We start from the raw sequence: 19,011 nt of genomic DNA on the forward strand, positions 1-19,011 counted from the left end.
TCCGGCGCTGCTGCCAGCGTTTTAACCGTGCATGGACAGGCCGCCCGAAACCGAAATCACCTGGCCGGTAATGAACCCTGCGTCGTCCGACGACAGGAAGCAGATGATGCCAGGGTAATCCGTCGGCTGCGCAAGACGCTTCATCGGAATCGCCCGCTTGAGACCTTCGGCGATCTTTTGACCGGCCTCGCCCTCGGCAACCTGAGCGAACAGCGGCGTATCGGTCGGGCCGGGGGCGACCGCATTCAATTGAATACCTTTACGCGCCAGTTCGCGCGCTACGGTTTTGGTGAACGAGATGATGCCACCCTTGCAGGCCGAATACACGGCTTCGCCGGATGATCCGACGCGTCCGGCGTCGGACGCGATGTTGACCACACGGCCGCCGCCGTTCTTGACCATGCCCGGAAGCACCGCGTGATGCATATTCAGCGGACCGTAAAGATTTATGTCGATGACCTTTTTCCAAAGGTCGGGATCGGTGTCGAGGAACGGTTTGATCACGTCCCAGCCGGCATTGTTCACCAGCACATCGACCGGACCCCCGGCCTCGAACTCGGCTACAGCCTTGTCGACCTGGGCACGGTCGGTGATGTCCACCTTGAAGGCCTGCGCCTTGCCGCCGGCCTCGGTGATCAGGCGAACCGTTTCCTTCGCCCCGTCTTCGCTCATGTCAAAGATCGCAATCTCGGCACCTTCTTCGCCGAACCGTTCGCACACCGCGCGCCCGATGCCGCTGCCGCCGCCGGTCACGATCACGCGTTTTCCACTCAACCCTCGCATATGGAGGTCCTCCTCTTCCGCTATCATCTTGGCAAAGAACTTGATTCGGAACGTTCCTTGCGTTATTCTAACATTTGTTAGATTTAATGCAATGGACAGTCTCGTGTCCCGCAAGTATCGAAATGGAATGGTACACAAGACTGACCCACCCAGGACACTGAGCGAAGACTTGAGCAAGTCTGAGAGGACACGTGAGGGTATCCTTTCGGCGGCTGCGCGACTTTTTCGGTATGAAGGCTATCACGCAACGACTATGCGCGACATCGCGCAGGAAGCTGGCATTGAGGCCGGCAGCATTTATTATCATTTTCAATCCAAAGACCAGATTCTGAGCGAAGTTCTCGATCTTGGCGTCCGTCAACTATATCAGGCGGTCAGTGAAATCGTTCGGTCGGCACCGACAAGTTCGGAGGGTTTTCGCAAGACCTTCGAATTGCTGATTGAAACACATCTGAACTATCTCTTGACCGACAGCGACTTCACGTCAGCCAATATTCGGAACTATCCGATGTTGTCGGACGAAACACGCGCCCCGCATCGCGAATTGCGTGCATCATATGCAGGGGCCTGGGGCAAATTCCTGAATGACGCCAAACGCGCCGGCCACCTTCGAAGCGACATATCCACTGCTGTGATCCGCCAGTTCATCCTGAGTGCCATGAACTGGACCGTAGAATGGTACGATGTCGACAAGTATCCGGTGCGCATCCTCGCGGTACGAATGAGTAAGCTGATACTTGACGGAATGTGTCCACATCGCAAGGCGGGTACCGAAGGCTTGAAGCTGTGCCCCGCCACTCCCGCCAAGATCCCGGATCCCGACGGCAAGGCGGCTAAGACCCGTGCAGAAATTCTAAAGGCCGCAGCGCGCGTTCTGAGGGACAATGGCTACAAGGCGACCACGCTGAGAAAGATCGCGGAAGAAGCGGACATGAAAGCGGGAAGCGTCTATTACCATTTCAACTCCAAGGAAGCGATCGTTGACGAAGTTCTAAACGCCGGACTGAGGGACTTGCTAGCAGGTGTCGAAGCCGCCGTTCGGAAATTCGATGCCCCGTACGATCATTACGCCAGGATAGCGACTGCAATCTGGGCGCACCTGGATTTCCTCTTCAAGGCAAGCGAATTCACCTCGGCGAATATCAGAAGCTATGGAATGCTCCCCAATCATTTCAGGGAGAGGCACAGGGGTATTCGCCGTGAGTATGGAAAACTCTGGGATCGGATACTCCGTGAAGCTCAGGACGACGGTGCCATACGGTCGGATATCAAGATCGTCCCCTTGCGCCAGGTGATGTTGGGTGCCTTAAACTGGACGGTGGAATGGTTCGACCCGAACAAGGCAGGAGTGGAAGGATATCTATCACTGCCTGAATTCTCCAGCATGCTCATCAATCTGTTATTGGAAGGCATTTGTAACCGGGAAGCGACCCCGTCCACAGGACAAGGTAGCCCTGAAAGCGGTTGCCCCGGTCAGACCAGAAGGAAGTGATACAGCCCTTCGGCAACCGCCTTTTCCCGATCCGTCTGCCAGCTGAGCACGCTGACGCTTGCCATCCGTTTGCCTTTGCGCGTGACGTTAGCGCGCGCAAAAAGCGGTCCCTTCACACCGGGTCTGAGGTAATCGACGGTCAGGTTGATCGGCTTGGCCGGAACGTCGGCGAAATCGGGCTGTACCGCGATGGCGGCAGTGGCCTCCATAAAACTCGCGATTATGCCGCCATGGTAGTACTCCATGATCGGGTTACCGACATGGCGGTCATCAAAGGTCATTTCCGCCTCAGCATGGAGACTGTCTAGACTTCTGACCTCAAAGTTGAGAAATCGGAAGAACGGCACCCGGGATACATTGGCATTGACAGTTTGCACGTCCATCACGAAGTTTTTCCTTTTGTCATTGCGTCAAACAGGCTGGTTTCGCCGCGCGTCAATGCAAACGAGGCGGTTCCCCTGGCTATTTCAGCATCCTCATGGCCCGCGAACCAGACGCTGCCGGAATTGAAGGCGATGTGGCGGGTCTTGCGAAAACAATGCGCTTGAACGATGACATCCGCGCGTGAACGGGCCGGGCGCAGGTAATCAACTCTGAGGTCAAGAGTGGCCATGGTACTGACGCCTTCGATGGCAACAAAGTTCGCCAGTCCAAAGACACTGTCCAGAAGTGCCGTCAGGATACCACCGTGGAGCAGCGATTGTTCCGCATCGACGCAAAAGTCCGGATTGAACGGCATCCGAACCCGAACACCTTCCGTCGAGACCTCTTCGATCTCAAGCGCCATATGCGTTATCAGACCCTTGCCGCGCGCATTCCACATCTGCGCGATTTGCTCCATCTTCTTTTGGGTGATGTCTGACATGCGATCTTTCCTTTAACGCCCCGTGAAATTGGGTTTTCGTTTTTCGACGAACGCAGCAACCGCCTCGTGGTGGTCTTCGGTCTGATGCATGAGCGCCTGATAGGCCGCCGCGGAATTCAGGAAATCCGGCAGGTCCATCCGTTCGGCATTGCGCATCAGACGCTTGGCGACCCGCACCGCACGCGGCGGTTTCGCGGCGATGACAGCGGCCCGTTCGCGGGCACGTTCCATCAATTTTTCATGAGGCACAAGTTCAAGCACCATACCAAGCTCCAGCGCTTCCTTGGCCTCGACCATGCGCCCTGAGAAGGTCAGATCGGCGGCCTTCTGGTGGCCCAGACGACGCAACAGGAACCAGCTGCCCGCATCGCCCGGAATGATTCCGAGATTCAGAAACACCTCGCCGAACCTTGCTTTTTCCGACGCGATGCGCATGTCGCACATCATGGTCAGGTCGCACCCCGCGCCCACCGCCGGGCCGTTGACTGCGGCGATGGTCGGAATATCCATGTTGTAGAGCGCAAGCGGCAGCCGCTGCACCCCATCAACATAGCTCTGCGCCGCCGCCAGCGGCTCCTTGCGGAACACGCTGTCGGGATCGTTCATTTCCTTGATGTCGCCGCCGGCACAAAAGGCCGGGTCGGCGCCGGTCAGGATCATCACGCTGACCTGAGGATCGGCCTGCACCTTGGCGAAGGTCTTCAGAAGGGCAGCGATCATGTCGTTTCCGGTGACCGGGTTGCGCCGCTCGGGATCGTTCAGCGTAACCGTGGCGATCCTGTCGGAAATCTCCAGAAGGACGGGCTGTTTATTCATTCTTGCCATCTCCCCGTTCGCGTTTTTCGAACATCGCGGGGTTGATCATGTCCCGCGCGTCATGACCCATATGCAAGGTCTCACCGCCGTCTACATAAATGTCTTCTCCGGTGATGAAACCGCCAAGTTTCGAGGCCAGGAAAATGATCGTGCCTGCGATGTCCTCGGCCGCCCCCATCCGGTTTAGCACCGAGCGGTTCAGCTTTTTCCACTGTTCCGGCGGAATCGGATAGCGGCCAAGCGCATCGGTCTTGATCGTGCCCGGCGCGACACAGTTCAGCCGGATGCCGTACTCGCCCCATTCGGCGGCCAGCGTTTTCATCATGCCCGTCACACCGGCGCGGGCGGCGACGGTGTGTGTAAAGCCGGTAAGCGCGGTGCGCGCAGAGATGGCGGTGACAAACACAACCGATCCACCATTGTCGTACATGAAGTGATCCGCCGCTGCCCGGGTCATCTGCCAAGATCCGATCAGGTTGTTGCGGATCACGGCTTCGAAGCCCTTGTTGGTGATATCGCGGGCGGCCGCGATATACTGGCCGCCGGCATTGTTCACCAAGACATCCAACTGCCCATAGTGGTCCTTGATCCGCCCCATCGCAGTTTCAATACTGTCTTCGTCGCGGGTGTCTCCGGGCACGACGAAGGCCTCGCCCCCCGCCGCGCGGATCATTTCGGCGGTCTCTTCCAGCGGCTCTTCCCGGCGCGCGAACAGCGCAAGCCTGGCTCCGCAAGCGGCCATTTCGATCGCCGTCGCCCGGCCCATTCCAGATCCAGACCCCGTGACCAGGGCAACCTGGCCCGCCATGAGATCCGACGCGTAACGCCTTGATTTCGCTTCGCTCATGTTCCGCCCCCTTAGTTCTTCAGCAATTCGCCGGAGATGATGAGTTTGCGAACCTCCTGGGTGCCCGCGCCGACCTCAAGCACGCGACCGGTCCGGTACAGCCGGTTCACTTCGGTATCACGCATGTAGCCTGAGCCGCCGTGAATCTGGACAGCTTTGTCCAGCACGAAGGATGTCGCCTCAGCGGCCTTGTAGATCGCCGCAGCGGTGAGCTTGTGGATTTCGCCGCGCCCGCCTTCGCCCTCTTCGAGGCCTTCACACATGGCAGCGGTGCGCAAGGACAGGCTGCGCGCGGCCTCGATCTGCGTATACATGTCGGCCAGCATCGCCTGAACCATCTGGAAACTGGCGATCGGTTTGCCGAATTGCTGGCGTGTCTTGGCGTAATCGATGGAAATATCCAGCGCCCGCTGCGCAATGCCCAGAGCGTTGAAACAGACGATGGCACGTTCCAGATCAAGTCCGGACATGGTAACGGCAACCCCGCCATCCAGCTTGCCGACCATGTTTCTGGCCGGAACACGGCAATCTTCGAATACCAGTTCGCCCGTCGGCGAGCCGCGGAATCCCATCTTGTTGAGCTTCTGCGCCACCTTGAAACCGGGCGTGTCGGTTTCCACGATAAAGGCGGAAATGCCCTTGGCCCCTTTTTCGGGCGATGTCTTGGCATAGACCAGCACCAGATCGGCAATCGGCCCATTGGTGATGTAGATCTTGGCGCCGTTCAGGATGTAGTCGTCGCCATCCTTTTTGGCCGTGGTCCGCATCGAGCCAAGCGCATCGGACCCCGCGCCGGGTTCGGTCAGGCCCAGAGCACCCACCAGCGTGCCGTTGCACAGGCCCGGCAGGTATTTTCGGCGCAACTCGTCATTGGCGTTGCGATAGATGTTGTTGACGCACAAATTGTCATGGGCCACATGGGTCAGTCCGATGGCCGCCGAGGCCCTAGACATTTCCTCGGTGATGATACAGGCCGAGGTAAAGTCGAGCCCGGCCCCGCCGAATTCCGGCGGCACGTTCAGGCCGAGATATCCCATCTCGCCCAGCTTGGGGAAAACCGAAGGCGGCAGGTCATCAGTATCGTCCATTTCCGCGTTCAGATGGTGGAATTCGGACATGAAGAACTTGCCGGCCTGATCGGCCAGGGCCTGCTGTTCGTCCGTCATGAAATGTGTTGGCAGAGCGGTGTCGTTGCGCAGTTGCTTGTTCATTGTCTCGTCCCCCTCAGGCGCGCAAAAGTTCTTCGGCAATGATGATCTTGCGGACTTCGCTTGTACCCGCGCCGATTTCCAGCAGCTTGTTGGCGCGGAACAGCCGGTTGATCTCGGTGTCCTGCATGTAGCCAGAGCCACCATGAATATGGCAGGCTTCGGTCACCGCCTTGTTGAATGCCTCGCCGGCGTAAAGACAGGCCGCCGCCGTCAGTTTGTGGATTTCGCCGCGGCCCCCGGCCCCTTTCGGCAACCCGGTACAGGCGGCCAGCGCGCGATAACCGAAGGCGCGCGCGGTTTCGACCTCGGTGTAGATCTCGGCCAGTTTCGACTGCATCATCTGGAAACTTGCAATCGGCTTGCCGAACTGTTCGCGAATCTTGGCGTATTCCAGCCCCAGTTCCAGGGCGCGTTCGGCCATGCCAACGCAGACTGAGGCAACCATAGCACGCTCCAGATCCAACCCGCTCATTACCACCGAAACGCCGGTGTTTTCCGGTCCAACCATGGCGGATGCGGGTACGCGGCAATCCTCAAACACCAGTTCTCCGGTTGGCGAGCCGCGAAAGCCCATTTTGTCAAGCTTTTGCGCCACCTTGAAACCGGGATTGTCCGTCTCGATGATGAAAGCAGAAATGCCCTTGGCGCCCTTCGACTTGTCGGTTTTGGCATAAAGCAGGATCACATCGGCAATGGGGCCGTTGGTGATGTAAATCTTCGAGCCGTTGATGACATAATCATCACCGTCGCGGCGGGCAGTGGTGGCCATGGATCCGAGCGCATCGGATCCCGCACCCGGTTCGGTCAGGCCCAAAGCACCGACGAGCTCGCCCGAGCAAAGGCCCGGCACGTATTTCTTCACCTGCTCTTCGGAGCCATTGCGCAGCAGGTTATTCAGGCACAGGTTGTCATGCGCCCCGTGCGAGAGGCCCACAGCCGGATTCCACTTCGAAATCACCTCGGACACCAGCGCCTGGGTGAACTCGTTCTGCCCCGATCCGCCCAGCTCCTCCGGCGCGGTAATCCCCAGCAGGCCCAGCTCGCCCATCTGCTTGAACAGATCATCGGGCCACCATTCCTCGTCATCCATGCGCGCCTGCAGCGGGTGCAGCACCTCGCGCGATACCCGATCCACGTGATCGACGATCTGGCGTTGCTCATCAGTCAAAGAATAGTTCGCCCTGATGGCTTCCAGATCAGCCGAGATGGCCTCACTTTGAGCGGTCATATCGTCCTCCCGAAAAATGTTGTTTGCGTTGTTGACCAAAATCAAACACATGTTAGAAAATAGATCAAGCCAAGCTTTTGACGACCTGACGTAAGAAAGCGCGGCGTCCTGAATGCAGGGGGGAACTTCGGAAATGACTGAGAGCGTTGTTCAATCGCAGGTGCTCGGCAAAGAAGTGCGTATCACGATTCGACGTCCTGATAATCGAAATGCCCTCAACCGTGAGGTCGCAGACGGGATCATGGCCGCCATATGTGCTGCCGAGAGGGACAGCGATTGCCGCGTGATCGTTCTGACCGGCGAGGGCGAGCGCGCCTTCTGTGCCGGGGGCGACATCAAGGCGGGGGCGGATGGCGGCCCGTTTGTTCAGGATCCGGCGGACCCGGATCATTTTGCCGGAAGGTTGTTCGAGACGATACAGGCGTGCCGAAAGCCAACGATCGCGCGCATCAATGGCGTCGCGATGGGGGCGGGAGCGGGCATCATCTGTGCCTGCGATCTGGCTGTGATGGCGGATCATGCCCGCGTCGGAACGCCGGAAGTGAAGGTGGGTCTGTTTCCCATGACGATCGTGCCACCCATGATGCGCGTGCTGCCCCGGCGGAGGCTGATGGAGATGTTCATCACCGGCGTTCCTCTGACGGCCGAGGAAGCCCTGCAGTTCAATCTGGTCAACTATGTGACCGATGCCGCGGGGCTGGACGACAAGGTTGCAGAACTGGTTGCCCAGATCGCCGCGCAGTCGCCGAGCGCGATCCGGCTGGGAAAATACGCCTGTCACGCGATGGAGGATATGACCTATCCGCAGCAGATGCGGTTTGCAGAAACACTTTTACCGCGTGTGGCGCAGACCGAAGACGCGCGCGAAGGCTTTGATGCCTTCATCTCGAAGCGCAAACCTGAATGGACGGGCCGCTGATCAAACGGGGAGGAGAGGAATATGTCGGAACGCAAGCTGCGCATCGGATGCGCGTCGGGCTTCTGGGGCGATACGCCGGAAGCGATCGGTCAACTGGTCTCAAAGGGCGAGATCGACTATCTGGTGTTTGACTATCTGGCAGAGGTGACAATGTCGCTGATGGCGCGGGCCCGCGCCAAAGCGCCCGAGACGGGCTATGCGCCGGACTTCGTCAAGGCGCTGGCACCCTGGTTGCCGGATATCAAGGCAAAAGGGATCAAGGTCGTTGCCAATGCAGGGGGCGTGAACCCGCGTGGCTGCAGCGATGCGCTTGCCAAAGCCGCCGCCCAGGCCGGGATCGATCTGTCCATCGGAGTCGTGCTAGGCGATGACCTGTTGCCCAGGGCCGATGAAATTCGCAAAAACGGTCAGACGGAAATGTTCTCGGGTGTCGCATTTCCAGATGATATCTGGAGCATGAATGCCTATCTGGGTGCCCGCCCCATCGCTGCCGCGCTGGATGCCGGGGCCGACATCGTGATCACCGGACGCTGCGCCGACAGCGCGGTCGCGCTTGGTCCCCTGATGCATGAATACGGCTGGGGCGACGATGACTGGGACAAGCTCAGCCAGGGATCGCTGGCCGGCCACCTGATCGAATGCGGCCCCCAGGGAACCGGCGGCAACTTCACCGACTGGCAGGACGTGCCGGGTTGGGACAATATGGGCATGCCCATCGTCGAGGCGTCCGAAGACGGCAGTTTCATCATGACCAAGACGCCTGACACCGGCGGGCTGGTCGTGCCCGGGTCAGTCGGAGAGCAGATGCTCTATGAAATCGGGGATCCGCGCGCCTACCTGTTGCCCGACGTGATCTGCGACTGGTCCGGGGTCACCCTGGAGCAGGTCGGACCCGATCAGGTGCTGGTCAAGGGCGGCAGGGGGCTTGGGCGCACCGACAGCTACAAGGTGTCGGCGACCCATGCCGATGGCTGGCGCGCGGTCTCTACCCTGACACTGGCCGCGATTGATGCACCCGCCAAGGCCGAACGTGTGGCCGAGGCGATCCTGACCCGCTGTCGCCGGATTTTCCGCGACCGCAACATGGGCGATTTTCGGCAGGTCAGCGTCGAGGTGCTGGGGGCCGAGGCGGCCTATGGCGCAAATGCGCGCGCCCGAACCCGCGAGGTGGTGCTCAAGATCGGCGCGGTCCATGACGATCGCGCCGCGCTGAACATCTTTGCCGGCGAAATAGCACCGATGGCGATTTCGACCGCGCAGGGTCTGACCGGGTTCTTCGCCGGACGGCCCAAGGTGCAACCGGTGGTCCGCCTGTTCTCCTTCCTTCAGAGCAAGGCCGAGACCCCCGTCGCGGTCGAGGTCGACGGCAAGGATGTGCCCGTGAGCGTGGCCACTACGCCAGTCCACCTTGATCCACCTGCCGCACCGCCCGCAGATAGCCGCGAGCCCGGCCCGGACGCTGTCAAGGTCCGCCTCGTCGATCTGGCCTGGGGCCGCTCGGGCGACAAGGGGGACATCGCCAATATCGGCATCCTCGCGCGCAAGCCGGACTACCTGCCATATATCCGCTCGGCTCTCAGCGAAGAGGTGGTGAAGGACTATTTCGCCCATGTCTGCGACGGCAGGGTAGAACGGTTCGACTTGCCTGGAAGCCATTCGCTGAATTTCCTGTTGCATGAATCGCTTGGCGGTGGCGGCATCGCCTCGGTTCGCATAGACCCGCAGGGCAAAGGGTTCGCGCAGATGCTGCTTGATATCGAAATTCCCGTGCCAGCCGATCTGGCTGCACGTGACGGACTGAATGCCGCGGCCCGGAACTAAGAGGACGACACCATGACCATTTCGAAACTCCTGGTCGCCAATCGGGGCGAGATCGCGGCGCGCGTGTTGCGCACCGCCAAGGCCCGCGGGCTTGCGACGGCCGTGTTGCGTCATGTCGCCGAGCAAGAGGGGCCGGCGCATCTGATCGCAGATGAGGTCGTGATGATCGACGGCCCGACGCCCGTGGCCGCCTATCTCGATATTCCGCAGATCGTCGCGGCGGCAACAAAGATCGGCGCGGATGCGGTGCATCCCGGCTATGGCTTTCTGTCAGAGAATGCCGGTTTTGTCGCGGCGCTGGAAAAAGCCGGAGTGACCTTTGTCGGCCCGACGTCCGAGGTCATCGACCTGATGGGGGACAAGGTCCGCGCCCGCGCCTTTGTCGAGGAACACGGGTTTCCCGTCGCCCCCTCGGCGATCGAGGATGATGATCCGGCGAGCTTTGTCGAACGCGCCCGCGCCGTGGGCTATCCGCTGCTGATCAAACCCTCGGCCGGCGGTGGCGGCAAGGGCATGCGCGTTGTGCGCGAGGACAGCACGCTGGAAACCGAAATCGAAACCGCGCGCCGCGAAGGCGAACGATATTTCGGCGACGGGCGGCTTTTCGTCGAACGCTATATCGAACGCCCGCGCCATATCGAGGTGCAGGTGATGGGCGACGGACAGGGCAACGTGGTCCATTTCTGGGAACGTGAATGTTCGATCCAGCGCCGGTTCCAGAAGATTATCGAGGAAACGCCGTCACCGGCGCTGACCCCCGAGCAACGGGATGAGATCTGCGAGACCGCTGCCGGAATTGCCCGTGCCGTCAAATACCGCGGGGCAGGGACCGTTGAATTCATCTATGCGCAGGACGGGGCCTTTTATTTCCTGGAAATGAACACCCGCCTTCAGGTCGAACATCCGGTGACCGAACTGGTGACCGGCTTCGATCTGGTTGCCGAGCAGCTGCGTGTCGCGGCGGGCGACGGGCTGAGCGCCGTGCAGGCGGATATTCCCCAAACCGGACACTCGATCGAACTGCGCATCTGCGCCGAGGACGCGACGGCCGATTTCCGGCCCGCGATCGGCGATATCCTGCTGCTGGACGAACCCCAGGGCGAGGGGATCCGCGTGGACAGCGGCATTCTGGATGGCGGCAAGGTGACAACCGACTTCGACCCGATGTTGTCCAAGCTGATCGTACATGGCCCGGATCGCGCGCAGGCCATCGCCCGTGCCCGGAGCGCGGTGCAAAGCTATGTGATTCTCGGGGTAACGACCAACACTGGTTACCTGGATGCAATCCTTGCACATCCGGATTTCGCCTCTGGTGACGTTTCAACTGGCTTCCTGGCTGAACAATCCGAAACGCTGACCGCGCCGGGCGAAGATGTCTCTGACTTGCTGATAGCGGCGGCGGCCCTATCGGACGAGCGCCTGGTGAGTGACGTAATGCAGATACCGGAAATGTACCGCAAGATGGGCGGGTGGAGAAACTGATGCAACGGATTTTTCAGATCGACGGAGAAGAGACTGATTGCTGGTTGGGTCATGATGGCAGCCGGTTCGTGCTCAATACCCCCACTGGCGCTGTTACCTGCCAATTGGACCCGACGGGTCTGCCGGGCGGTTACAAGCTGCGGGCCAAGGGTGTTGTGCGCGAATTGCGACTGGCCGTGGGGCCGGAAGCAACTTTTGTGCACATGGACGGGCGAACCTACGAAGTCGGGCGGGTTGATCCCGCCGAACGCCTGGCCGGAAGCGACGGTGGCGCGAGCGACGACCGATTGGTGGCGCCCATGCCGGGTGTCGTGGTGTCGGTTGCGGTTAAACCCGGCGATGCGGTTGAAGAAGGCCAGCCGCTTCTGGTGATCGAAAGCATGAAGTTGGAAACCACACTGACGGCGCCGCGCGGCGGGGTCGTTGCCGAAATGCCATTCGCCGAAGGCGACAGTTTTGGTCTGAAAGACATCCTGGCCCAATTGGCCCCGGAGGAGGAGTGACAATGCGCAGGATTGAAAGTCAGATCGACACCAATGCCGCCGACTACAAGGCAAATTTCGCCGCCATGTCTGAACGGCTGAAGGAATTCCACGCCCGCCAGCACGCGGCGCGTTTCGAACGTCCGCAACGCGATATCGACCGCCTTGCCCGCCAGAACAAACTGGGCGTGCGCGAGCGGTTGAAACTGCTGCTGGACCCCGGCACTCCGTTTTTGGAGTTTTCCACACTTGCCGCCTGTCGCGAATACGATGGCACCGTGCCTGGCGCCGCTGTGGTGACGGGCATCGGTATTGTGCAGGGTCGCGAGGTCGCCATCCACGCCAACGACGCTAGCGTCAAGGGCGGGGCTTGGTATCCACATACGGTCAAAAAGGTCGTGCGTCTTCTGGATGTCGCGCTGGAAAACCGCCTGCCGGTCATCCATATCTGCGACAGCGCGGGCGGTTTCCTGCCGCTGCAGCACGGGGTGTTTCCCGACCGGTATCTGGGCGGGCGGGTGTTCCGCAACCAGGTCAAGCTGAGCCAGGCCAATATCCCGCAGATTGCCGTGGTCGGCGGACACTGCACGGCTGGCGGTGCCTATGTGCCGACGCTGAGCGACTACAACATCATCATCGAAGGCACAGGCGCGATTTTCCTTGGCGGTCCCCCGCTGGTCAAGGCGGCCACCGGCGAAGAGGTCGGTGTTCAGGAACTTGGTGGGGCGGTTATGCATACCTCGGTTTCGGGAACCGGCGACTACCGAGCCGCCACTGAACAGCACGCCTTTTCACTGGCGCGCGAGATTGTCAGCCAATGGAAGCGCACCCCGAAAACGATCATCGAAACCGCCGCTTTTGAAGAGCCATACTACGACCCCAAGGAGCTTTATGGGATCATCCCCAAGGACCGGAAAACCCAGTTTGATATGCGCGAGGTTCTGGCGCGGATCGTCGATGGCTCGCGCTTTCACGAATACCAGCCCGACTATGGCACCACGATGGTTTGCGGCTTTGCCCATATCTGGGGTTACAAGGTTGGCATCCTTGCCAACAACGGGGTGTTGTTCAACGACAGCTCGCTGAAGGCGGCGCATTTCATGCAGCTTTGCAATCAGAACCGCACACCTCTGGTCTTCTTTCAGAACATCACTGGCTATATGGTGGGCCGCGAATACGAAGAACGCGGCATCGCCAAGGACGGTGCCAAGATGCTGATGGCGCAGGGCGGTTCGGTCGTGCCGAAGTTCACAGTGATCGCCAATGCCTCGTACGGGGCAGGCAATTACGGCATGTGCGGGCGGGCCTGGGATGCGCGCACGCTGTTTATGTGGCCGCAAGCCGAGATCGGCGTGATGGGGGCGGATCAGGCCGCTAATACCATGGCGGACGTCAAGATTCGGCAGCTTCAGCGCGAAGGCAAAGAGCTGACCGAAGAAGAAATCGCCGCGATCCGCGAACCGGTGCTGGAAAAATACAAGCGCGATGTCGAAGCCTATACCTCCACCTCGGAACTGTGGGATGACGGCATCCTCGATCCGGCGGACACACGCAACGCGCTTGGCATGTCGATTTCTGCCTCGCTCAATGCACCGATCGACGATCCGCACTACGGGATCTTCCGTCTGTAAAGGCTTGAGGGACGGCACACCGGGTCGGGGAGTGCCGTTCCGCGTCAAGGCGCTTCCATCTGGCGCTTTCGGAATCTGAAGTAGTCCTGACCGGTCCGGTTCCCGGACAGGTCAGGACGATGTCCGCCGCGCCTCCTGAATGGAGACGACGTCAGAGGCCGCCATGCCGGGCCGGTCTGCCTCGACCGCCTTCAGCGGTTCGACCGGCGTCAATCCGGCCAGACAGTCGCGCGCAAGTTGCTGGTATTCCGCGGTGCCGCGCGTTTTCCACGCGACTTCTTTCTCGCTGACCTCGCGGATCACCTTTGCCGGCGATCCCACCACCATCGAACGCGGCGGAATCACGGTTTCGCCACGCACAAACGCCTGCGCGCCGACAATCGATTCCGCCCCAAGCTCTACACCATCCATAATGACGGAATTCATTCCGACCAGAGCGTTCCGGCCCACTGTGCAACCGTGCAGGATCGCGCCATGGCCGATGTGGCCGTCGCTTTCCACCACGGCGTCGCGGCCGGGAAAGGAATGGATGATGCAATTGTCCTGAACATTGGCTCCATCCCCGATCACGATCCTGCCGAAATCGCCCCGCAAGCTTGCTCCGGGGCCGATGTAGCATCCATGACCCAAGATGACATTTCCGATCAGAACGGCCTGGGGGTGGACATATGTATCCTCGGGCACGACGGGTATAAAACCCTTGAACTCATAACAGTATGCCATTCCGACCACCTTTCGTAAGCTGAGTGCTAAACGCTTGTCAGCGGTTGCGCCGGGACCAGAATCCCTCAATTGTGCCGCCGATCAGGGCGTGTGGCCCGAAAACAAACACAAGTTAGAAAATAGCGCAAGCTCCCTACGTCACAGCTTGGCAATATTGACACTTCCCAAGGTTGGGATTTAAAATCTAACAAATGGTAGAAAATAGGCTGGCGGACCGATTAGGGTGGCCTGACCGAACTTGGGAGAGAGAGAAATGACAGACAAAGCCTATGTTGCAGGCGTTGGGATGGTCCCGTTCCAGAAGCCGGGAAAATCCGAAAGCTACGATGTGATGGCGACCGCTGCGACCCGGTCCGCTCTGGCAGACGCAGGGTTGGATTATGATAAAGTCCAACAGGCCTATGTTGGCTATGTCTATGGCGACAGCACCTGCGGTCAGCGCGCCCTGTACCATGTCGGAATGACAGGCATCCCGGTTCTGAATGTGAACAACAACTGCTCGACCGGATCGTCCGCCCTGTTCCTGGCCAGGCAGGCAGTTGAAAGCGGCGCGGTCGAATGTGCTCTGGCACTTGGGTTCGAACAGATGCAGCCCGGCGCAATCGGTGCGATGTTCCATGACCGGGTCAGCCCGTTTGCGGCATTCGACAGAGAAACCGACGAACTGGTTGGCAGTGCCGAGATCCCGCTGGCGCTGCGGTACTTCGGCGGTGCGGGCAAGGCGCATATGGACGAGTTCGGCACCCCCCTGGAAACCTTCGCAAAAATCCGCGCCAAGGCCAGCCGACATGCTGCGAAGAATCCGGTTGCCCTGTTCCGGCAGGAGGTGACGGCGGAAGACGTCATGGCCGCCCAGGTCGTCTGGCCCGGCGTCATGACCAAGCTCATGGCCTGTCCGCCAACCTGTGGCGCGGCCGCCGCGATCATTTGTTCCAAGGAATTCGCCGACAAGCACGGACTGGACAGTTCGGTTCGGATCGCGGCGCAGGCCATGACGACGGACGGCCCGGAAACTTTCGAAGCCCATGACATGCGCGAAGTGGTCGGCTTTTCGATGGCCAAGCGCGCCGCCGATCAGGTTTACGAGGACGCGGGCATCGGGCCCGAGGACGTGGATGTGGTCGAACTGCACGACTGTTTCGCCCACAACGAGCTTATCACCTATGAGGCGCTTGGCCTTTGCAGTCGCGGCGAAGCGGCGAAATTCGTTGATGATGGCGACAACACCTACGGCGGAAAATACGTGACCAACCCGTCGGGCGGTCTTTTGTCCAAAGGCCATCCGCTTGGGGCGACCGGCCTAGCGCAATGTACCGAGCTCGTTCAGCAGCTTCGCGGCCAGGCAGATGCGCGCCAGGTTGATGGCGCACGTCTGGCGCTTCAGCACAATCTGGGCCTCGGCGGGGCCTGCGTCACCACGCTTTATGAAAAAGCCTGATAGCGCCTTTCGGGAGGAATCAATATGACTGGAAAACTCGACGGGCGCGTGGCGCTGGTCTCGGGCTCGGGCCGGGGCATTGGCCGCGAAATCGCTCTCAAACTGGCCTCGGAAGGGGCCCGGCTGGTGATCAACGATCTGGACGCCGATCCGGCCAATGAAACCGCCGAGGCGGTGCGCGCAATGGGTGCTGAGGCCGTGGTCTGTGCCGGCAGCGTTACCGAAGACGGTTTTGCCGAACGGTTCATCAAGACCGGCGTGGACAGCTTTGGCGGGTTAGACATCATCGTGAACAACGCAGGCTACACTTGGGATAGCGTCGTTCAGAAGATGTCCGACGAACAGTGGCAGGCGATCATCGACGTCCACCTGACGGCACCTTTCAAGATCCTGCGCGCTGCCCAGCCGGTGATCAGCGCCAAGGCCAAGGAAGAGGCCGCCGCCGGGCAAGAGGTGTTCCGCAAGGTAGTCAACATCTCGTCCATCGCAGGGACCGGCGGCAATGCTGGCCAGATCAACTATTCCGCCGCCAAGGCCGGTATCCTAGGGGTCACCCGGACGATGGCCAAGGAATGGGGCCGCTACAAGGTCAACGTCAACGCCGTCGCCTTCGGCCCGATCCGCACCCGCCTGACCGAAGGCAGCGCGGATGGCGACAGCACGATCAAGGTCGAAGAAAAAGAGATCAAGGTCGGCGTGAACCCCGATCTCCTGTCCCAGATGGAGCGCATGATCCCGCTGGGCCGGGTCGGCACTCCGGAAGAAGCTGCCGGTGCCGTCTATCTGTTCTGTGCGCCGGAATCGAACTTCATTTCAGGCCAGCACGTCATCTGCGGTGGCGGTTTCGTGATCTAAGGCATTTGCCCGGACCCGATGACGGGGTCCGGGCAAGCACATTAATGTCTGGACGGCCTCTTGGCGGTCGCCAATGCGGAATTTTCCGCAAACTCTAGTCTGGCACGATCACGACGATTGACTCACTTGCGTTGTTAACCTAACAGGCGTTAGTTAGGCGTTGGAGCGATACGAAGGTCTATGGCACAGAACACGGCAATCAAAGCCAACGAGACATCGCGCAGCGCGGTTGGACGGGACGGGGTGCTGGACATTGCCGCGCGGCTTTTCCGCGAACAAGGCTACGGGTCCGTTTCGCTCCGAAAAATTGCCGAGGCCGCCGGGATCAAGGCGGGTAGCATATACTATCATTTCGGTTCCAAGGACGAGATCGTCGCGGCCGTTCTTGATGCAGGGATTCGAGTCGTTCACGCGAGCATGAGAGACGCCATCACCGACCTGCGGGCCGATACCGACGGCGAAACGGTACTGCGCGCCGCGATCCGGGCGCATCTGCGCGCGCTTCTTGATGTGAGCGATTATACATCGGCGAATGTGCGTATTTTCGGGCAGGTGCCGCAATCCGTCCGGGATGCCAACTTGCCCACGCGAAGGGCCTATGAGGCAGAGTGGGACAGTCTTCTGTCCCAGCTTAAGAAAGATGGCACGCTGAAGCAAGACGTCGATATCCGTCGCCTGCGCCTGATGCTGATCGGTACATTGAACGCCACGCTCGATTGGTTCGACCCGGACCGCGGTAGCGCCGATGCGTTGTCACGCACCTATGCCGATGTGTTCCTCAACGGGATACTCCAAAGACAGGATACCTGACTACATGGCACGTCTTGAAACAGCGGTGCTGACCGCATCAGAGACCTACACCCGCAACCACGCCGCACAAAGCGAGCGCGTCGAAACGCTGCGTGCGCGGATCGCCGAAGCAACGGCTGGCGGCCGCCCCGACATGGTCGCGCGGCATCGCAAGCGCGGCAAGCTGCTGGTCCGCGAACGGATCGACCTGCTGGTGGATCCGGGCACTGCATTTCTTGAGTTGTCGTCGCTTGCCGCCTACGGTCAATATGGAGGCGAGGTGCCCGGTGCGGGGATCGTGACCGGTATCGGGATCGTCCACGGGCTGCCCTGCGTTGTGATCGCCAACGATGCGACAGTGAAGGGTGGTTCCTTCTATCACGAAACCGTGCAGAAACACATCCGCGCCCAGGAAATCGCAGCCGAGAACCGGCTGCCCTGCCTCTATCTGGTGGATTGCGGCGGTGCCTATCTGCCAGAGCAGGACAGGGTCTTCCCCGATGCCCGGCATTTCGGCAATTCCTTTTATCGCCAGACCAACATGTCGGCGAGCGGTCTGCCGCAGATCTCGGCGGTCTTTGGAGGCTGCACGGCCGGTGGGGCCTATATCCCGGCCCTGTCGGACGAGGTCATCATGGTGCGCGGCAACGCGCGCATCCATCTGGGCGGGCCGTCGATCGTCAAGGTGGCGATCAACGAAGAGGTCGATGGCGAAACGCTGGGCGGGGCCGAGATGCATTCGCGTGTTTCGGGGGTGTCCGACCATCTGGCCGAGGACGAGTACCACGCATTGGCACTCATGCGCGACATCGTGGCCGAGCTGGGCCAGTCGCGCGCGATGCAGCCCGACAAGGTACCACAGCCGCCCGCGCATGATCCCCAGGAACTGCTTGGCGTCATCAGCGCCGATCGCAAACAGCCCTATGACATGCGCGAGGTTCTGCTGCGCATGATCGACGCCGGCGAATTCCGCGAATTCAAGCCCGGATGGGGTGAGACGCTGGTCTGTGGCACAGCGTGCATCCATGGATACCGGGTTGGCATTCTGGCCAACAACGGTGCGCTTTTGTCCGCAAGTTCGCTGAAGGGCGCGCAATTCGTGTCGATGTGCGATCAACGCAACATCCCGCTTTTGTTCCTGCACAACATCTCGGGCTTCATGGTTGGCACCGACGCTGAACGCGGCGGCATAGCCAAGGACAGCGCCAAGCTGGTCTATGCCATGTCGGTGGCCAAGGTGCCGCGCCTGTCGGTGCTGCTGGGTGGCTCTTACGGGGCGGGCAACTACGGCATGTGCGGACGTGGCTTCGCCCCGAATTTTCTCTTTGCCTGGCCCACTGCGGAACTGGCCACCATGTCTGCCGACATCGCCACAAATGTGATGCTGGAACTGCGCCGCCAGAAAGGGGGCGACCCGGGCAAGATGGAGGCCGACATGAAGCTGATCGAGGAGCAGGTTCGGGCCCAGTACGGTGAACAGTCCGATCCCTATTATGCCACCTCGCGGCTTTGGGATGACGGGCTGATCGAACCCGCGCAAACCCGCGATATCCTTGGCCTGTGCCTGGCCATCGTGACATCGGTGCCCGAAGCCGGTCGCCATACGCCTGTATTCAGAATGTGAGGCTT

Annotated in this window: 18 protein-coding genes; 10 read left to right on the plus strand and 8 right to left on the minus strand. The window is 60.3% G+C overall.

Annotation, left to right across the window (positions count from 1 at the left end; all coding sequences use genetic code 11):
• Positions 1–21 precede the first annotated feature (21 nt).
• Positions 22–783 (minus strand): glucose 1-dehydrogenase, encoded by a 762-nt coding sequence (locus NANH_RS0124600; protein ID WP_027264415.1) that lies wholly within the window; start codon positions 781–783, stop codon positions 22–24.
• Between the two features lie 127 nt (positions 784–910).
• Here NANH_RS0124600 and NANH_RS27245 point away from each other — a divergent pair, with 127 nt between their 5' ends.
• Positions 911–2,275 carry a TetR/AcrR family transcriptional regulator gene (locus NANH_RS27245; RefSeq protein WP_051372709.1) on the plus strand — a complete coding sequence of 455 codons (1,365 nt, stop codon included), beginning with the start codon at positions 911–913 and terminating at the stop codon, positions 2,273–2,275.
• Here the strand turns inward: NANH_RS27245 and NANH_RS0124610 are convergent.
• The 6 genes from NANH_RS0124610 to NANH_RS0124635 are packed head-to-tail and all read right to left on the minus strand — an operon-like array spanning position 2,257 to position 7,242.
• A complete protein-coding gene (locus NANH_RS0124610) occupies positions 2,257–2,658 on the minus strand; it encodes a PaaI family thioesterase (RefSeq protein WP_027264416.1) in 402 nt (133 codons plus the stop codon). The genes NANH_RS27245 and NANH_RS0124610 overlap by 19 nt on opposite strands.
• The gene (locus NANH_RS0124615) at positions 2,658–3,140 is read right to left on the minus strand and encodes a PaaI family thioesterase (protein ID WP_027264417.1); all 483 of its coding nucleotides are present in this window, start codon (positions 3,138–3,140) and stop codon (positions 2,658–2,660) included. Before NANH_RS0124615 ends, NANH_RS0124610 begins: the two co-directional genes overlap by 1 nt.
• A 12-nt stretch (positions 3,141–3,152) precedes the next feature.
• Positions 3,153–3,956 (minus strand): enoyl-CoA hydratase-related protein, encoded by an 804-nt coding sequence (locus NANH_RS0124620; protein WP_027264418.1) that lies wholly within the window; start codon positions 3,954–3,956, stop codon positions 3,153–3,155.
• Positions 3,949–4,803, minus strand: coding sequence for an SDR family NAD(P)-dependent oxidoreductase (locus NANH_RS0124625; RefSeq protein WP_027264419.1), 855 nt, complete (start codon positions 4,801–4,803; stop codon positions 3,949–3,951). Before NANH_RS0124625 ends, NANH_RS0124620 begins: the two co-directional genes overlap by 8 nt.
• Before the next feature lie 11 nt (positions 4,804–4,814).
• Positions 4,815–6,014, minus strand: a complete 1,200-nt coding sequence (locus NANH_RS0124630) for an acyl-CoA dehydrogenase family protein (RefSeq protein WP_027264420.1) — start codon at positions 6,012–6,014, stop codon at positions 4,815–4,817.
• 13 nt (positions 6,015–6,027) lie between these two features.
• The gene (locus tag NANH_RS0124635; RefSeq protein WP_051372710.1) at positions 6,028–7,242 is read right to left on the minus strand and encodes an acyl-CoA dehydrogenase family protein; all 1,215 of its coding nucleotides are present in this window, start codon (positions 7,240–7,242) and stop codon (positions 6,028–6,030) included.
• A 133-nt stretch (positions 7,243–7,375) separates the two neighbouring features.
• Between NANH_RS0124635 and NANH_RS0124640 the strand changes: the two genes are divergently transcribed.
• From NANH_RS0124640 to NANH_RS0124660, 5 genes are read left to right on the plus strand one after another with little or no spacing between them, the layout of a single operon-like run.
• On the plus strand, positions 7,376–8,161 hold the full coding sequence (locus NANH_RS0124640) for an enoyl-CoA hydratase-related protein (RefSeq protein ID WP_027264422.1): 786 nt from the start codon (positions 7,376–7,378) through the stop codon (positions 8,159–8,161).
• A 21-nt stretch (positions 8,162–8,182) separates the two neighbouring features.
• Positions 8,183–9,982 carry an acyclic terpene utilization AtuA family protein gene (locus NANH_RS0124645; RefSeq protein WP_027264423.1) on the plus strand — a complete coding sequence of 600 codons (1,800 nt, stop codon included), beginning with the start codon at positions 8,183–8,185 and terminating at the stop codon, positions 9,980–9,982.
• A 12-nt stretch (positions 9,983–9,994) separates the two neighbouring features.
• The gene (locus tag NANH_RS0124650) at positions 9,995–11,464 is read left to right on the plus strand and encodes an acetyl-CoA carboxylase biotin carboxylase subunit (protein ID WP_027264424.1); all 1,470 of its coding nucleotides are present in this window, start codon (positions 9,995–9,997) and stop codon (positions 11,462–11,464) included.
• Positions 11,464–11,967, plus strand: coding sequence for an acetyl-CoA carboxylase biotin carboxyl carrier protein subunit (locus tag NANH_RS0124655; RefSeq protein WP_245601551.1), 504 nt, complete (start codon positions 11,464–11,466; stop codon positions 11,965–11,967). Before NANH_RS0124650 ends, NANH_RS0124655 begins: the two co-directional genes overlap by 1 nt.
• A 2-nt stretch (positions 11,968–11,969) precedes the next feature.
• A complete protein-coding gene (locus NANH_RS0124660; protein WP_027264426.1) occupies positions 11,970–13,577 on the plus strand; it encodes an acyl-CoA carboxylase subunit beta in 1,608 nt (535 codons plus the stop codon).
• Between the two features lie 111 nt (positions 13,578–13,688).
• Here NANH_RS0124660 and NANH_RS0124665 read toward each other — a convergent pair whose 3' ends face one another.
• The gene (locus NANH_RS0124665; RefSeq protein WP_027264427.1) at positions 13,689–14,300 is read right to left on the minus strand and encodes an acyltransferase; all 612 of its coding nucleotides are present in this window, start codon (positions 14,298–14,300) and stop codon (positions 13,689–13,691) included.
• 253 nt (positions 14,301–14,553) lie between these two features.
• Here NANH_RS0124665 and NANH_RS0124670 point away from each other — a divergent pair, with 253 nt between their 5' ends.
• From NANH_RS0124670 to NANH_RS0124685, 4 genes are all read left to right on the plus strand, one after another.
• Positions 14,554–15,738 (plus strand): lipid-transfer protein, encoded by a 1,185-nt coding sequence (locus tag NANH_RS0124670; RefSeq protein ID WP_027264428.1) that lies wholly within the window; start codon positions 14,554–14,556, stop codon positions 15,736–15,738.
• Positions 15,739–15,762: 24 nt separating this feature from the next.
• Positions 15,763–16,593: an SDR family NAD(P)-dependent oxidoreductase gene (locus NANH_RS0124675; protein ID WP_027264429.1), complete on the plus strand. Its 831-nt coding sequence runs from the start codon at positions 15,763–15,765 to the stop codon at positions 16,591–16,593.
• Positions 16,594–16,836: 243 nt separating this feature from the next.
• The gene (locus NANH_RS0124680) at positions 16,837–17,403 is read left to right on the plus strand and encodes a TetR/AcrR family transcriptional regulator (protein ID WP_245601552.1); all 567 of its coding nucleotides are present in this window, start codon (positions 16,837–16,839) and stop codon (positions 17,401–17,403) included.
• A gap of 4 nt (positions 17,404–17,407) precedes the next feature.
• Positions 17,408–19,006: an acyl-CoA carboxylase subunit beta gene (locus tag NANH_RS0124685; RefSeq protein ID WP_027264431.1), complete on the plus strand. Its 1,599-nt coding sequence runs from the start codon at positions 17,408–17,410 to the stop codon at positions 19,004–19,006.
• The last annotated feature ends 5 nt before the right edge of the window (positions 19,007–19,011 follow it).

This window comes from Sedimentitalea nanhaiensis DSM 24252, from assembly GCF_000473225.1.
Lineage (GTDB): Bacteria > Pseudomonadota > Alphaproteobacteria > Rhodobacterales > Rhodobacteraceae > Sedimentitalea > Sedimentitalea nanhaiensis.

What these genes read in the sequence shown, in the direction of transcription:
- NANH_RS0124610 (WP_027264416.1), bottom strand. Translation starts at nt 2,658, where the DNA reads ATGGACGTGCAAACTGTCAATGCCAATGTATCCCGGGTGCCGTTCTTC.
- NANH_RS0124600 (WP_027264415.1), bottom strand. Translation starts at nt 783, where the DNA reads ATGCGAGGGTTGAGTGGAAAACGCGTGATCGTGACCGGCGGCGGCAGC.
- NANH_RS0124655 (WP_245601551.1), top strand. Translation starts at nt 11,464, where the DNA reads ATGCAACGGATTTTTCAGATCGACGGAGAAGAGACTGATTGCTGGTTG.
- NANH_RS0124620 (WP_027264418.1), bottom strand. Translation starts at nt 3,956, where the DNA reads ATGAATAAACAGCCCGTCCTTCTGGAGATTTCCGACAGGATCGCCACG.
- NANH_RS0124615 (WP_027264417.1), bottom strand. Translation starts at nt 3,140, where the DNA reads ATGTCAGACATCACCCAAAAGAAGATGGAGCAAATCGCGCAGATGTGG.
- NANH_RS0124670 (WP_027264428.1), top strand. Translation starts at nt 14,554, where the DNA reads ATGACAGACAAAGCCTATGTTGCAGGCGTTGGGATGGTCCCGTTCCAG.
- NANH_RS0124675 (WP_027264429.1), top strand. Translation starts at nt 15,763, where the DNA reads ATGACTGGAAAACTCGACGGGCGCGTGGCGCTGGTCTCGGGCTCGGGC.
- NANH_RS0124660 (WP_027264426.1), top strand. Translation starts at nt 11,970, where the DNA reads ATGCGCAGGATTGAAAGTCAGATCGACACCAATGCCGCCGACTACAAG.
- NANH_RS0124650 (WP_027264424.1), top strand. Translation starts at nt 9,995, where the DNA reads ATGACCATTTCGAAACTCCTGGTCGCCAATCGGGGCGAGATCGCGGCG.
- NANH_RS0124685 (WP_027264431.1), top strand. Translation starts at nt 17,408, where the DNA reads ATGGCACGTCTTGAAACAGCGGTGCTGACCGCATCAGAGACCTACACC.
- NANH_RS0124645 (WP_027264423.1), top strand. Translation starts at nt 8,183, where the DNA reads ATGTCGGAACGCAAGCTGCGCATCGGATGCGCGTCGGGCTTCTGGGGC.
- NANH_RS0124665 (WP_027264427.1), bottom strand. Translation starts at nt 14,300, where the DNA reads ATGGCATACTGTTATGAGTTCAAGGGTTTTATACCCGTCGTGCCCGAG.
- NANH_RS0124630 (WP_027264420.1), bottom strand. Translation starts at nt 6,014, where the DNA reads ATGAACAAGCAACTGCGCAACGACACCGCTCTGCCAACACATTTCATG.
- NANH_RS27245 (WP_051372709.1), top strand. Translation starts at nt 911, where the DNA reads ATGGTACACAAGACTGACCCACCCAGGACACTGAGCGAAGACTTGAGC.
- NANH_RS0124625 (WP_027264419.1), bottom strand. Translation starts at nt 4,803, where the DNA reads ATGAGCGAAGCGAAATCAAGGCGTTACGCGTCGGATCTCATGGCGGGC.
- NANH_RS0124635 (WP_051372710.1), bottom strand. Translation starts at nt 7,242, where the DNA reads ATGACCGCTCAAAGTGAGGCCATCTCGGCTGATCTGGAAGCCATCAGG.
- NANH_RS0124640 (WP_027264422.1), top strand. Translation starts at nt 7,376, where the DNA reads ATGACTGAGAGCGTTGTTCAATCGCAGGTGCTCGGCAAAGAAGTGCGT.